At 67.2% G+C, this 14,120-nt stretch carries 13 protein-coding genes; 7 read left to right on the top strand and 6 right to left on the bottom strand.

Translation table 11 applies throughout. The features are described 5' to 3' along the window. Positions 1-78 precede the first annotated feature (78 nt). The 6 genes from FOC84_RS31410 to FOC84_RS31385 form a co-directional block, all read right to left on the bottom strand. A complete protein-coding gene (locus FOC84_RS31410) occupies positions 79-615 on the bottom strand; it encodes a peroxiredoxin (RefSeq protein WP_173149251.1) in 537 nt (178 codons plus the stop codon). Between the two features lie 98 nt (positions 616-713). Beyond that, on the bottom strand, positions 714-2,213 hold the full coding sequence (locus FOC84_RS31405) for an adenylate cyclase (RefSeq protein WP_173149249.1): 1,500 nt from the start codon (positions 2,211-2,213) through the stop codon (positions 714-716). A 30-nt stretch (positions 2,214-2,243) separates the two neighbouring features. Beyond that, complete coding sequence (locus tag FOC84_RS31400; protein WP_164794580.1) at positions 2,244-2,408, bottom strand: hypothetical protein; 165 nt, start codon at positions 2,406-2,408, stop codon at positions 2,244-2,246. A 231-nt stretch (positions 2,409-2,639) separates the two neighbouring features. After that, on the bottom strand, positions 2,640-3,047 hold the full coding sequence (locus FOC84_RS31395; protein ID WP_173149247.1) for a DoxX family protein: 408 nt from the start codon (positions 3,045-3,047) through the stop codon (positions 2,640-2,642). Between the two features lie 167 nt (positions 3,048-3,214). Next, on the bottom strand, positions 3,215-4,603 hold the full coding sequence (gene dbpA, locus FOC84_RS31390; RefSeq protein WP_173149245.1) for an ATP-dependent RNA helicase DbpA: 1,389 nt from the start codon (positions 4,601-4,603) through the stop codon (positions 3,215-3,217). A 178-nt stretch (positions 4,604-4,781) separates the two neighbouring features. After that, complete coding sequence (locus tag FOC84_RS31385) at positions 4,782-5,540, bottom strand: IclR family transcriptional regulator (RefSeq protein ID WP_173149243.1); 759 nt, start codon at positions 5,538-5,540, stop codon at positions 4,782-4,784. Between the two features lie 160 nt (positions 5,541-5,700). Here FOC84_RS31385 and xsc point away from each other — a divergent pair, with 160 nt between their 5' ends. The 7 genes from xsc (at position 5,701) to FOC84_RS31350 (ending at position 14,115) form a co-directional block, all read left to right on the top strand. Then, a complete protein-coding gene (gene xsc / locus FOC84_RS31380) occupies positions 5,701-7,512 on the top strand; it encodes a sulfoacetaldehyde acetyltransferase (protein ID WP_173149241.1) in 1,812 nt (603 codons plus the stop codon). A gap of 86 nt (positions 7,513-7,598) precedes the next feature. Next, entirely contained in the window at positions 7,599-8,519 is a 921-nt protein-coding gene (locus FOC84_RS31375; protein WP_173149239.1) for a bifunctional enoyl-CoA hydratase/phosphate acetyltransferase, read from the top strand. Positions 8,520-8,652: 133 nt separating this feature from the next. Further along, positions 8,653-10,230 (top strand): ABC transporter substrate-binding protein, encoded by a 1,578-nt coding sequence (locus FOC84_RS31370; protein WP_173149237.1) that lies wholly within the window; start codon positions 8,653-8,655, stop codon positions 10,228-10,230. A 12-nt stretch (positions 10,231-10,242) separates the two neighbouring features. After that, positions 10,243-11,211, top strand: a complete 969-nt coding sequence (locus FOC84_RS31365) for an ABC transporter permease (RefSeq protein WP_173149235.1) — start codon at positions 10,243-10,245, stop codon at positions 11,209-11,211. Beyond that, positions 11,208-12,110 (top strand): ABC transporter permease, encoded by a 903-nt coding sequence (locus FOC84_RS31360; RefSeq protein WP_173149234.1) that lies wholly within the window; start codon positions 11,208-11,210, stop codon positions 12,108-12,110. Before FOC84_RS31365 ends, FOC84_RS31360 begins: the two co-directional genes overlap by 4 nt. Next, positions 12,107-13,096: an ABC transporter ATP-binding protein gene (locus tag FOC84_RS31355; RefSeq protein ID WP_173149232.1), complete on the top strand. Its 990-nt coding sequence runs from the start codon at positions 12,107-12,109 to the stop codon at positions 13,094-13,096. Before FOC84_RS31360 ends, FOC84_RS31355 begins: the two co-directional genes overlap by 4 nt. Beyond that, positions 13,093-14,115: an ABC transporter ATP-binding protein gene (locus FOC84_RS31350; RefSeq protein WP_173149230.1), complete on the top strand. Its 1,023-nt coding sequence runs from the start codon at positions 13,093-13,095 to the stop codon at positions 14,113-14,115. The genes FOC84_RS31355 and FOC84_RS31350 overlap by 4 nt, the downstream gene beginning before the upstream one ends. The last annotated feature ends 5 nt before the right edge of the window (positions 14,116-14,120 follow it).

The raw sequence follows: 14,120 nt of genomic DNA, 5'->3' as shown, positions 1-14,120 counted from the left end.
CGGCCAAGACAGTCGCGGAGGATCTGGCCAGGCTGGTCCCAGCGTATGCCTTGGCGGCGCGCTGCTTGCCGGCGTCGTCTACTGCCTGGCCTTCCAGTCGCGCAGCGCGCGCATGGTGTTGGCCACGTGGGAATCCGGATTCATGTCCGTGTATTCATACAGGATCTTGCCTTGCGGCGAGATCACGTAGGAAACGCGTTGCGCGTATTCGGGACGCTTGTCGTGGACGGCGTCGTAGGCTTTCATGATTTTGCCGTCGCCGTCGGCCGCCACGGCGAACTTGCCGCGGCACTCGCTGACCGAGAATTTGTTCAAGGTGTCGATGTTGTCGGTCGACACGCCGATGACGGTGGCGCCCAGGGACTTGTACTCGTCGGTGGCTTCGGCGAAGTTGTGGGCTTCTATCGTGCAGCCCTGGGTGAACGCGGCGGGAAAGAAGTACAGCACCACCGGGCCTTGCTTGAGCGCCTCGTTCAGCGTGAACGTGTAGACCTTGCCGCCCAGCGAGGCCTGGGTGCTGAAGTCCGGCGCCGGGGCGCCCACGTCCAGCGCGGCCTGGGCCGACGGGCCGGCCAGCAGGCCGCAGAGCAGTAACCAGGGGGCAATGCGCTTCATCGGTATCTCCAGGAATCTCAGGGGCCGCGCGGCAACGGATCTACTGTAGCCGCGCGGGAAGCGAGGGTCCAGTCAGCGGTGCGACGGCGTTGCCCGTCCTAATCGCGTCCGGAGCCGCCGCGGCCATTGCCATTGCCGTTGCCGTTGCCGTCTCCGCGTGGTTGATCGCGCTGTTGTTGCTGACGCGCCTGTTGCTGCACCTGCTGGTCGCGCTGTTGTTGCTGACGCGCCTGTTGCTGCACCTGCTGGTCACGCTGTTGTTGCTGACGCGCCTGTTGCTGCACCTGCTGGTCGCGCTGTTGTTGCTGACGCGCCTGTTGCTGCACCTGCTGGTCGCGCTGCTGTTGCTGACGCGCCTGTTGTTGCGCCTGCTGGTCGCGCTGCTGTTGCTGACGCGCCTGTTGCTGAGCCTGCTGGTCGCGCTGCTGTTGCTGACGCGCCTGTTGTTGCGCCTGCTGGTCGCGCTGCTGTTGCTGACGCGCCTGTTGCTGCACCTGCTGGTCGCGTTGCTGCTGCTGGCGATCCTGTTGTTGCGCTTGCTGGTCACGCTGCTGTTGCTGACGCGCTTGCTGCTGGGCCTGCTGGTCGCGCTGCTGTTGCTGCCGTGCCGGCTGCTGGGCTTGTTGATCGCGTTGCGGTTGCTCGCGCACCTGCTGCCCCTGCGGTTGCTGGGAGCGGCCTTGCTGTCCGGCAGGCATATCGCGTCCGCGCTGCGTGTCGCCGCGATTCGCGTCGTTCCGGTTTCCGCCGTCGCGGTTGTCCCGCCCGTCGCCATCCTGGGTGCGGTCGCGTCCGTCGCGTCCATTGCCCGGACGCTGGCCTTCAGGCGGCCGGCCATTGGATTGATGGTCCACGTAGGTTTGGGGCGGCCGGCCCTTGTTGTGATCGTAGAACTGAGCCCGGTTATTGCCGGCGTCGCGCGCATAGCCGCGCTGTATGTCGGTCTGCGGCGCGTGGCGTTCCTTGCGCGCGGCGAGTTCGCGCGGGTCCGCGTCGCGCCGGATGCCGGACGGGCCACCGTGGTAGCTGACGCGGCGGTTGTCCACGTTGTTTACCACCACGTTGCGGTTGTAGACGTTGGTCACGTGCGTGATGTTCACGTTCGTGACGGAGCGGTTGTAGTAAAAGCGGTCTCGCTTCCAGTAGCCGCCCACATAGCCCAGGCCCGTATAACCGAAGCCGTAGTTGATGCCGCCGTAGAAGCCCACATGGGGCCCCCAGTAGCCGGCGTTCCACAGGTATAGGCCGTTCACAAAGCCCCAGTAGCCGGGCGTCCAGAGGGCGCCGGGATAGGGCGCCAGCACCCACGCGCCGGGCACCCAGAAGAAGCCGTAGCGGTTGCGGCTCCAGTAGCCGGGCACCCACATATAGCCGTCCGCCGGCGCGGCCGGCTGCACATAGACGGGCAGTGCCGGAGGCGGTTCGGGACTGCGATCCACCAGGGCCAGGTTGGCGTTGGCGGGATCGCCATCGTCATAGACGGGGGCGGCGGGCGCGGGCGGCGGCGCGTAGGTCTGCGCCGCGGCGCCGGCACAGGCGGCCAGCAGGACAGCCGCGACCCAGGGGCGCGGATGGAGGATCCGGGAGTAGGTATTCATGGTTTTTCCTTTGCGCAACTGGCGCGCGGATCAATAGCCACGATAGTAATAATGGGGGGCCGGGTACGCCGGGTAGTAGTAATGCGGCGTGTAATACACCGGCGCCGGCCGGTAGTACGCCGGCCTTGCGGGCACGACCACGCATCCGGTCAAGGCGCTGGCCATGGCCAACATCAGCAACAGACTCTTCTTCATTTTGCGGCTCCTGCCGAGCGCCGGGCGTGGTTCACGCCTTTTTTGCGCTCGTCAGGATTAGGCCATAGGCCAGTCCCCAGGGTTCTGGACTGTAATCGTTCCGAAACAGCTTTCCGGTGACGGATGTTTGCGCCTGCGTGACCGTCGATGTCGTTCGTATCAATGTCCGCGCAAATGAAAGGGGGCCGCCTCGGCGACCCCCTGATACCGCGTAGCGCCGTGTTACGGCTGTCAGTTCCAGCGGCCGCCGTTGCCGGCGAGGCTGAAGCGGCCCGCGCCCATGAAGGCGATGGCCAGGCCGGTGAACAGGAACATGCCTTGCAGTTCCAGCGCCCAGCCGCCGTTGTTGGTCATGCTGCTGATTTGGCCGGAGTGGGCCAGCAGGATGGCGACTAGCATGTTGATGGCGATCAGCAAACCGCCCAGGCGGGTGTAGATGCCGACGATGAGCAGGACGGGGGCGAGGATTTCGCCGACGTAGGCGCCGTACGCGAGGAAGCCCGGCAGGCCGTGCGAGGACAGCATCCCGCTGATGCCGCCGACGCCGCCGCCGGTCAGTTTGAACAGGCCATGCAGCAGAATCAGAATACCGAGGGTCAGGCGCAGGATCAGCTTGCCGGTGTCGTCGGATTTGATCATGGTGAGTTTCTCATCTATTGGTTGAAAGGGGACCGCGGCCGTTGGAACAGGTTGCGAGCCTTTGGTTCCGCGCCCCGGTGATCGCGGACTGGGCGGCCGCCAGGGCAGGCCGCGCCATTATTGCAAAACCCGAGCAAAATCATCAAGTTTTTGTCGCCCGCCGATACTCAGAACTCTTCCAGATAGCGCATGCGGAAGCGCCGGCCCTTGATGTTGCTGTTGGACAGGCGCGAGAACGCCTGCTTGGCGATCTGGCGGTCCAGCGCCACGTAGGAGTTGAACTCGGTGATATTGATCTTGCCGACCTGCTCGAAGGTCAGGCCGCCGTCGCCGGTCAGCGCGCCCAGCAGGTCGCCCGGACGCAGCTTGTCCTTCTTGCCGCCCTGGATGCACAAAGTGATCATGGGCGCGCGCAGCGGCCGGTCCGCCTTGGGCCGCAGCGTCTTGATGTCGTTCCACACCAGCGGCGTGCCCTGGTACTGCTCGATCAGGTTGGCCCAGCGCATTTCCTCGGGCGAGCACAGACTGAGCGCCAGGCCCTTCTGGTCGCCGCGGCCGCTGCGGCCGATGCGGTGCACATGGACCTCGGTGTCCTTGGTCACGTCGACGTTGATGACGGCGCTGAGGTTCTGGATGTCCAGGCCGCGCGCGGCCACGTCGGTGGCCACCAGCACGGCGCAGCTGCGGTTGGCGAATTGGATCAGGATCTCGTCGCGTTCACGCTGTTCCAGGTCGCCGTTGAGCGCCTGGGCGCTGATGCCCTCGGCCTGCAGCCGTTCGACCAGGTCGTGGCTGCGGATCTTGGTGTTGCAGAAAGCCAGCGTGGATTCCGGGCGGAAGTGCGCCAGCAGGCGGGTCACCGCGTCGAGCCGGTCCTTTTCGTCGATTTCGTAGAAGATCTGCTCGATGCGGCTGGCGTCATGCTGCGCCTCGACCTTGACCTCGGCGGGATTGCGCAGGAAACGGGCGCTGAGCTTGCGGATGTTGTCGGGATAGGTGGCCGAGAACAGCAGGGTCTGGCGCTTGCTCGGGCAATGCGAGGCGATGGCCACGATATCGTCATAGAAGCCCATGTCGACCATGCGGTCGGCCTCGTCCAGCACCAGGGTGTTCAGGCCCGACAGGTCCAGGCTGCCGCGTTCCAGGTGGTCCTGGATGCGGCCCGGCGTGCCCACCACCAGGTGCGCGCCGCGCGCCAGCGATTCGGCCTGCGGACGGGCGGCGGCGCCGCCGCAAAGGGTCAGTATCTTGACGTTGCCGATCTGGCGGGCCAGGCGGCGCAGCTCCTGGGCAACCTGGTCGGCCAGTTCGCGCGTGGGGCACACCAGCAGCGCCTGCGGCGCCAGGCGCGTGGGATCGAGCTTCTGCAACACGCCCAGGCCGAAGGCCGCGGTCTTGCCGCTGCCGGTCTTGGCTTGCGCGATGAGGTCGCGGCCTTCCAGGATCAGCGGCAGGCTTTGGGCCTGGATGGGCGTCATCTGCTCGAATCCCAGGCTCTTCAGATTGTCGAGCAGGGCGGGCAGCAGGGGCAGGGAGGTAAAGGAAGTGTCGGTCACGATAGGAGAGAGTCGCTTTCTGCCTGGGGAAGCCCCGGCGGCAAAAGAAAGGGGCGGTTGAGCGAACCGCATACGCCCAAGAGTGTAATGCCTGCGGCCGATGAGCCCGGAAACAAGAGCCGGGAATACCACGGCCGGGAATGAAGCCCCGGGTGGCGGAAACAGGGGCGGGGCGGCGCTAGGTCTCGGATTCGTAGGTGCCGGCCAGCGCCCGGGCGGCCTCCTGCATGCGCGGCAGCCAGGCGCGCGCGCCGTCGATCGACAACCGGGCCACCGGCGCGTGCAAGGCGACCGCGGCGATGGCGCGCGTGCCATGCAGGATCGGGACCGCCATGCAGACGATGCCCAGCAGGAATTCCTCGCGGTCGAAGCTCGCGCCTTCCTTCTTGATGGTGCGCAGTTCCTGCTCCAGCGCGGCCACGTCGCACAACGTGTTGGGCGTGTAGCGCGGCAAGGGAGCCGCGGCCAGCAGCCGCTGGCGCGCCTCGCGTCGCATGTGGGCCAGGAACAGCTTGCCGCTGGCCGAGCAATGCAGCGGCACGCGCGAGCCCGATTGCAGGTTGACCCGCAGCGGCCAGGCGGTTTCGACGCGGTCCAGGTAGATGACCTCGTCGCCGTCCAGCATGGTGCAGTTGCAGGTCTCGCCGATCTCGTCGACCAGGCTATCCAGGATGCGGTGGCGCTCGCCGCGCAAGGGCGAGTTCAGCAGGGTGTCGCGCGCCAGCGCGCTCAGGCGCGGGCCGCTGACGTAGCTCTTGCCGGCGGGTTCGCGCAGCAGCATGCCGGCGTCGACCAGCCGCGACAGGATGCGCAGCACCGACGGCTTGGGCAGGCCGGTGGCGTCCGTCAGCGCGGCCAGCGATACCGGTTGCCCCGAGCGGGCGACCTGTTCCAGCAGGGTCAGCGCGCGCAGCGCTGCGGAGGATTCGTCTTTCATCTTTCAATAATTGAAGATTCAGCGGCTTGCTGCGCATCCTCGCACGGATTTTGCAGAAAATGAAACGCCGTGGGCTGTGAACGTGCAGGTTTCTGCTGCAGTATCGGATCATGCCGGCCCAGATGCAATCCGACACCGCCGGCCTGCCAGGAGAGAGACCATGAGCAGCAAGCAACACATGACCCCCAGCGAAGCGTTTGTGGAAACGCTGGTCGCGCAGGGCGTCAAGGACGTATTCGGCATCGTCGGCTCGGCCTTCATGGACGCGCTGGACCTGTTTCCGGCGGCCGGCATCCGCTTCGTGCCCACGGTGCACGAGCAGGGCGCTGCGCACATGGCCGACGGCTATTCGCGCGTCACCGGCCGCCACGGCGTGTGCATCGCGCAGAACGGCCCGGGCATCACCAATTTCGTGACCGGCGTGGCGGCGGCGTACTGGGCGCACAGCCCGGTGGTGGCGATCACGCCCGAGACCGGCACCGCGGGCATGGGGCTGGGCGGCTTCCAGGAAACCGAACAGCTGCCGATTTTCTCGCGCATCACCAAGTACCAGGCCCACGTGAACCGGCCCGACCGCATGGCGGAATTCACGGCCAAGGCCTTCGACAATGCGCTGGCCGAACGCGGCCCGACGCAGCTGAACATCCCGCGCGACTATTTCTACGGCGAGATCGACGTGGCCATTCCGGAGCCGCGCCGCATCCGCCGCGGCCCGGGCTCGGAAGAAGACCTGGAAGCGGCGGCGCAGATGCTGGCGCAGGCCAAGTTCCCCGTCATCGTGGCGGGCGGCGGCGTGCTGTTCTCGGAAGGCCAGGCCGAATGCGTGGCCCTGGCCGAGCTGCTGGGCGCGCCGGTGGTCACCAGCTATCTGCACAACGACGCCTTCCCGGCCAGCCATCCGCTGTGGTGCGGCCCGCTGGGCTACCAGGGTGCCAAGGCCGGCATGAAACTGCTGTCGCAGGCCGATGTGGTGCTGGCGCTGGGCACGCGCCTGGGACCCTTCGGCACCTTGCCGCAGCACGGGCTGGACTACTGGCCGCAGGGCGCGCGCATCATCCAGGTGGACGCCGACCACCGCATGCTGGGCCTGGTGCGCCCGGTATCGGTGGGCATCTGCGGCGACGCCAAGCCTGCCGCCGCGGCGCTGGCCGCCAAGCTGCGAGGGCGCGAGGTGGCATGCGTGGCTACCAAGGCCGGGCGCGGCGAACAGATCGCGGCGCAGAAGACCGAATGGGAAAAGGAGCTGGACAGCTGGTCGCATGAGCGCGACGACTGGAGCCTGGACATCATCGAGCACGGCGGTGGCCGCATGCATCCGCGGCGCATGCTGCGCGAGCTGGAACGCGCCATGCCCAAGCATGTCATGGTGTCCACCGACATCGGCAATATCTGCTCGGTGTCCAACAGCTATCTGCGCTTTGACGAGCCGAACTCCATGCTGGCGGCCATGAGCTTCGGCAATTGCGGTTACGCCTTGCCAGCGCTGATCGGCGCCAAGCTCGGCCGGCCCGACCGGCCGGCCGTGGCCTACGTGGGCGACGGCGCCTGGTGCATGAGCTTCCAGGAACTGCTGACTTGCGTGCGCGAAAAGATACCCGTGACGGCGGTGGTGTTCCACAACGGCCAGTGGGGCGCCGAAAAGAAGAACCAGGTGGACTTCTACGGCCGCCGCTTCGTTGGCAGCAACCTGCAGAATCCGAACTTTTCTGAACTGGCGCGCGCCATGGGCGCGGAAGGCATACGGGTGGAGCACGCCGATCAGGTCGGCGCGGCCTTGCAGGCTGCCTGCAAGGCCCAGTCCGAGGGCAAGACCACCGTGCTGGAGATGATGGTCAGCCAGGAACTGGGCGACCCGTTCCGCCGCGACGCGCTCAAGCAACCGGTGCGCTTCCTGGACAAGTACCAGAAGTACGTGAACCAGCCGTTCCAACCGGGCGAGGTGCCGCTGTCGATCGATCCCGCCAAGCGCTGATCGCGTAGCGTCCGTCCGGCGCGGCGGCCGCCGCGCCGGAATTCTCCCGCCAGGCGCCGCGGACTCCGCGGCAGGAGCAGACCGAAATGGAAAGCGATCGCTTGTTCGAGCCGCTGCGCAATGCCGCGCTGTCGGCCGGACGTTTGCGCACCGCGGTGGCGTATCCGCTGTGTCCGACCAGCTTGGGCGCGGCCGTGCAGGCGCGCGACGCGGGCTACATCGAACCGGTGCTGGTTGGCCCGGCGGACAGGCTGCGGGCCCTGATGGCAGAGCTGGGGTTGCGCGAAGGCGAGCTGGATGTGGTCGACACGCCCGACGACGAGGTGCAGGCCGCGCGCGCCGCGGCGGCGCTGGCGCGCGACGGCGCCGTGCGCATGCTGATGAAGGGCAGCCTGCATACCGACCACTTCATGTCGGCGGTAGTGGCGCGCGACGCGGGCCTGCGCACCGCCAGGCGCATCAGCCATGCCTTCGTGATGGCGGTGGCGGCGTACCCCAAGCTCTTCATCCTGACCGACGCGGCGGTCAACATCGCGCCCAGCCTGCAAGAAAAGGCCGACATCGCGCAGAACGCCATCGATCTGGCGCGCGCGCTGGGCGTGGAACGGCCCAAGCTCGCGGTGCTGTGCGCCACCGAGTCCGTCAATCCTGCCATGCCCGCCACGCTGGACGCGGCGGCGCTGTCGAAGATGGCGGACCGCCAGCAGATCCGTGGCGGCGATATCGACGGCCCGCTGGCCTTCGACAACGCCATCTCGCGCGAGGCGGCCGACCAGAAGGGCATCGTGTCGCGCGTGGCGGGAGACGCCGACATCCTGCTGGTGCCCGATATCGAGGCCGGCAACATGCTCTACAAAGAGCTGACCTGGCTGGCCGGCGCGGGCACCGCCGGACTGGTGCTGGGCACGCGCGTGCCCGTGCTGCTGACCAGCCGCTCCGATTCCATGCAGGCGCGCGTCAACAGCTGCGCGGTGGCTTCGCTGTACGCGCGGGCGCGGGCGGCCTGAATTCCTGCCCTGCGGCAGGCTGGCTCCAAAAAGTCCGGCGGTTTGGTACTAAGCCTGGACCGGCAGGCTGGATACGCTACCCCCAAGGCCATCCGATGAATGGTTCGCGACACTAGACATCAAGGGGTAGAACATGCGCAGCGCAAGAAAATGCCTGACCACGATACTGACGGCGCTGGCCCTGGCGGGCGGGGCCATGGCCGCGGACGCGCCCAAGCCCGGCGGCACGCTGGTGATAGGTTCGACGCAAGTGCCGCGGCACCTGAACGGCGCGGTGCAGTCGGGCATCGCAACCGCCTTGCCCAGCACGCAGCTGTTCGCCAGCCTGCTGCGCTACGACGCGGATTGGAAGCCGCAGCCCTATCTGGCGCAATCGTGGGAGCTGGCGCCAGACGGCAAGTCGCTGACGCTGCATCTGCGCAAGGACGCCGTATTCCATGACGGCAAGCCGGTGACCTCGGCTGATGTCGCATTCTCCGTCATGGCGGTCAAGAAGAACCATCCCTTCCAGACCATGTTCGCGCCCGTGGAAGCGGTGGACACGCCGGATCCCTACACGGTGGTGCTGCGCATGAACAAGCCGCATCCGGCCATCCTGCTGGCGCTGTCGCCGGCCTTGATGCCGGTGCTGCCCAAGCACATCTACGACGATGGACAGGATCTGAAGAGCCATCCGCGCAATTCGGCCGACGTGGTTGGCTCCGGCCCGTTCAAGTTCAAGGAATTCAAGCCAGGCCAGGAGATCGTGCTGGAGAAGTTCGACAAGTTCTTCCTGCCCGGCAAGCCCTACCTGGACCGGATCGTGGTGAAGATCAATCCCGACGCCACCAATCTGCTGATCGGGCTGGAGCGCGGCGACATCGGTGTGCTGCCCTTCATGACCGAGCCCACCATCCTGCGGCGCGCCAAGGACAATCCCGCCATCGTCATGACCAGCAAGGGCTATGAAGGCATAGGCGCCTTGAGCTGGCTGGCTTTCAACACGGCGCGCAAGCCCTTGAACGACGTGCGGGTGCGGCAGGCCATCGCCTACGCCACCGACAAGGGCTTCATCACCAAGGCCCTGAACGCCGGCTTCGCCACGCCCGCCAACGGTCCCATCATCGGCACCAGCCCGTTTGCCACGCAGGAGGTAGTGAAGTATCCGCTGGACCTGAAGAAGTCCGAGCAATTGCTGGAAGAGGCGGGCTACAAGAAGGATGCCAAGGGCGAACGCCTGTCGCTGACGGTGGACTACATGCCGGGATCCGACGTGCAGGGCAAGAACGTCGCGGAGTACCTGCGCAGCCAGTTGAAGAAGGTCGGCATCGCGGTGCAGGTGCGCGCCTCGCCGGACTTCCCGACCTGGGCCAAGCGCATCGCCGGCAAGGACTTCGACATGACCACGGACATTGTCTTCAACTGGGGCGATCCGGTGATCGGCGTGCACCGCACCTACCTGTCCAGCAACATCCGCGACATCATCTGGACCAACACGCAGTCCTATTCCAACCCCAAGGTGGACCAACTGCTGGAGCAGGCCGGCACCGAGACCGACGTGGACAAGCGCCGCGCGCTGTATGCCGAGTTCCAGCGCCTGGTCACGGCCGATGTGCCCATCGATTTCCTCACGGTCATTCCCTACCACACTCTGTCGCTGAAGAAGGTGCACGGCCTGCCGGACGGCATCTGGGGCGTCATATCGCCCATGGACGACACCTACCTGCAGTAGGGCGGAGCCGCCATGACGCGCTATCTCTTGCGCCGCCTTGCCTACGCGCTGGTGCTGCTGCTGGCCGTGGTGACGCTGAATTTCCTGCTGATCCACATCTCGCCGGGCGATCCGGTCGAGACCATCGCGGGCTCCATGGGCGGCATCAGCGAAGAACTGCGGGCGCAGCTGCGCGTGCAGTACGGGCTGGATAAACCCTTTCTGACGCAGCTGGGCATCTACCTGATGCAGGTGCTGCGTGGCGATCTGGGCTATTCCTATTTCTTCAACGTGCCGGTGGCGCAGCTGATCTGGGACCGCGTGCCGGCCACGCTGCTGCTGGTGGTGACCTCGGTGCTGAGCGCGTTCGTGGTGGGCACGCTGCTGGGCACGCTGGCCGCGCGCAAGCCCAACGGGCCGCTGTCGCAAGGCATCACGCTGTTGTCGGTGGTGGGCTATTCCGCGCCGGTGTTCTGGACCGGCATCATCCTCATCATCCTGTTCGCCTCGGCGCTGCCGATCTTCCCGGTGTCGGACATGCGCTCTGCCGGCGGGCCGCAGGACGGCTGGGCCGGCGTGCTGGACGTGCTGCACCATCTGGTGCTGCCGGCCTTCACCCTGGCCTTCGTCTATCTGGCGCAGTACAGCCGGCTGGCGCGCGCCAGCGTCATGGAGGCGCTGTCGGCCGACTACATCCGCACTGCGCGCGCCAAGGGCCTGCCGGAACGCACCGTGCTCTACAAGCACGCGCTGCGCAACGGCGTGCTGCCGGTGGTGACCATGCTGGGCCTGCAGTTCGGCAATGTGCTGGCCGGCGCGATCCTGGTCGAAACGGTCTTCAACTGGCCCGGACTGGGCCGGCTGGCGTTCGACTCCGTGCTCAGGCGTGACTATCCCACGCTGCTGGGCATCCTGCTGTTCGCCTCGCTGCTGGTGGTCGTGATGAATCAGCTTACCGATCTGGCCTACCGCCTGATCGATCCCAGGATCAAGACCTCATGAGCCAGACTCCTCCTGCCGCATCCATCGCGGCCTTGCAAGGCCAGGCGGCGCGGCCGCCGGCCCGCCCATCGTACGAGGCCTTGCGGGTGTTCGCGCGCAATCCCTCGGCGCTGGCCGGCGTGCTGCTGCTGGCCGCCATCCTGGCGGTGACGCTTTTCGGGCCCATGATCATGCAGGCGGACCCCTTCGAGATCGCGGGCGCGCCGATGTCGCCGCCGGGCGCGGACGCGCTGCTGGGCACCGATTACCTGGGCCGCGAAGTGCTGACCGGCATGGTCTACGGCGGCCGCGCCACGCTGCTGGTCGGCGTGGTGGCGGCGGTGCTGTCCATGGCCATCGGCCTGACGGTGGGCGCGCTGGCGGGCTACTACGGCGGCTGGATCGACGAAACCCTGATGCGCATCACCGAATTCTTCCAGGTGCTGCCGACCTTGCTGTTCGCCATGGTGCTGGTGACGCTGTTTTCGCCATCGCTGGCGACCATCGCCATCGCCATCGGGGTGGTCAGCTGGCCGGGCACGGCGCGGCTGGCGCGCGGCGAGTTCCTGCGCCTCAAGCGCCGCGAATACGTGCTGGCCGAGAGGGTGATAGGCGCGGGCGACGCGCGCATCATCTGGAGGGTGATCCTGCCCAACGCGCTGGCGCCGCTGATTGTGTCGGCGACGCTGGCGATAGGCACGGCGATCCTGTTCGAGGCCGGCCTGTCGTTCCTGGGGCTGGGCGATCCCAACATCATGAGCTGGGGCCTGATGATAGGCAGCAACCGGCCTTACATCCTGACCGCGTGGTGGGCGGTGACCCTGCCGGGCGCCGCCATCTTCCTGACCGTGCTGGCCGTCAGCCTGATCGGTGACGGGCTGAACGATGCGCTCAATCCCAACTCGCGGGGGCGGGCATGAACGGCCCGGTGCTGGAGGTCGATAGCCTGAGCCTGGAGTTCCAGGCGCGCGGCCGCGCGGCCGAAGTGCTGAGCGCGGTCAGCTTCGCGCTGAACCCCGGCGAGACCCTCTGCCTGGTGGGCGAGTCCGGCTGCGGCAAGAGCATGACCGCGCTGGCCATCATGCGGCTGATTCCCGCGCCGGGCCGCATCGGCGGGGGCTGCGTGCGCCTGCGCGGCGACGACCTGGCCGGCCGCGACGAAGAGGCCATGCGCCAGGTGCGGGGCAACAAGATATCCATGATCTTCCAGGAGCCCATGACGGCGCTGAACCCGGTGTACACCGTTGGCGACCAGATCGGGGAGCCCCTGCGGCTGCATCAGGGGCTGAACAAGAGCCAGGCCCGCGTACGCGCCATCGAGATGCTGAAGTCGGTCGGCATACCCTTGCCGGAACGGCGCGTGGACGATTATCCGCACCAGATGTCGGGCGGCATGCGGCAGCGCGTGATGATCGCCATCGCGCTGGCCTGCGACCCCGACGTGCTGATCGCCGACGAACCCACCACCGCGCTGGACGTAACGGTGCAGGCGCAGATCTTCGACCTGCTGCGCGAGCAGCAGGCGCGGCGCGGCACCGCCGTGCTGCTGATCACGCACGACATGGGCGCGGTGTCGGAAATGGCCGACCGCGTCGTGGTCATGTACGGCGGGCGGGTGGTCGAGCAGGGCGGCGTGCGCGAGATCCTGGCGCAGCCCCGCCATCCCTATACCCAGGGGCTGATCGCCTGTCTGCCCGAACTGGACCGCGAGCCCGACGATGTGCGCCCGGACCTGCCGGAGATTCCCGGCGTGGTGCCCTCCATCTGGGAGCGCGGCCAGGGCTGTCCCTTCATGGAGCGTTGCGGGCAGGCCATGGCGCGCTGCCGCGACGCGTTTCCGCCCCTGACCCGTGTAGGCGAGGGGCAGGAAGTCGCCTGTTGGCTGTATCCGGAGGCCGCGCGATGACATCACCGCAATCCCCCGCCTTGCTGTCCGTGCGCGATCTTGCCGTGCATTTCCCCATCGGCGGGCGCAGCCGCGACGGCAAGCCGGTAGTCGTGAAGGCCGTGGACGGCGTGTCCTTCGAGCTGCAACGCGGCCGCACCCTGGCGATCGTGGGCGAGTCGGGTTCGGGCAAGACCACCACGGCCTTGTCCGTGTTAAGGCTGGCGGATCCGACCGCGGGCTCCATCCACTTCGACGGCACGGACATGACGGCGCTGAACGGCTCCGCCTTGCGCCGCATGCGGCGTCGCGTGCAACTGGTGTTCCAGGATCCGTATTCCTCGCTCAATCCGCGCCAGCGCGCGGGCGACATCGTGCGTTCGCCGCTGGACCTGATGGGCATCGATCCCCCCGGCGGCCGCGAGGCGCGCGTGGCCCGCATGTTCGAACTGGTGGGCCTGCGGCCGGAACAGCGGCAGCTTTTTCCGCATCAGTTTTCCGGCGGACAGCGGCAGCGGCTGAACGTGGCCCGGGCGCTGGCCAGCGCGCCGGACCTGATCGTCTGCGACGAGCCGGTGTCCGCCCTGGATATTGCGATCCGCGCGCAGATCCTGAACCTGCTGCGGCGCATCCAGCGCGAGCAGGGGCAGTCATTCCTGTTCATTTCGCACGACATGGCGGTGGTGGAGCACATCTGCGACGACATCGCCGTCATGTACCTGGGCAAGATCATCGAGCAGGCCTCGCGCAATGCCTTCTTCACGCGTCCGCTGCATCCCTACAGCGTCGCCCTGATGTCGGCGGTGCCGACCGTAAAGGGCGGGCGCGAGCTGGCCGCGCGCCGCGTACGGCTGGCGGGCGATCCGCCCAGTCCGGTCGATCCGCCGCCGGGCTGCCGCTTTGCCGGGCGCTGCCCGGCCGCGCAGCCGCTCTGCGCCACGCGCGAGCCCAGCTTGCGCGAAGTCGCGCCGGGCCACCGCGTGGCCTGCCATTTCGTCGAATCCCGCGACGGCGTCCTGGTGTCGCCGTTGCAGGGATGATCCCA

Source organism: Achromobacter pestifer (assembly GCF_013267355.1).
GTDB lineage: Bacteria > Pseudomonadota > Gammaproteobacteria > Burkholderiales > Burkholderiaceae_B > Achromobacter > Achromobacter pestifer_A.
This window is presented reverse-complemented; position numbering and strand designations above follow the sequence as displayed.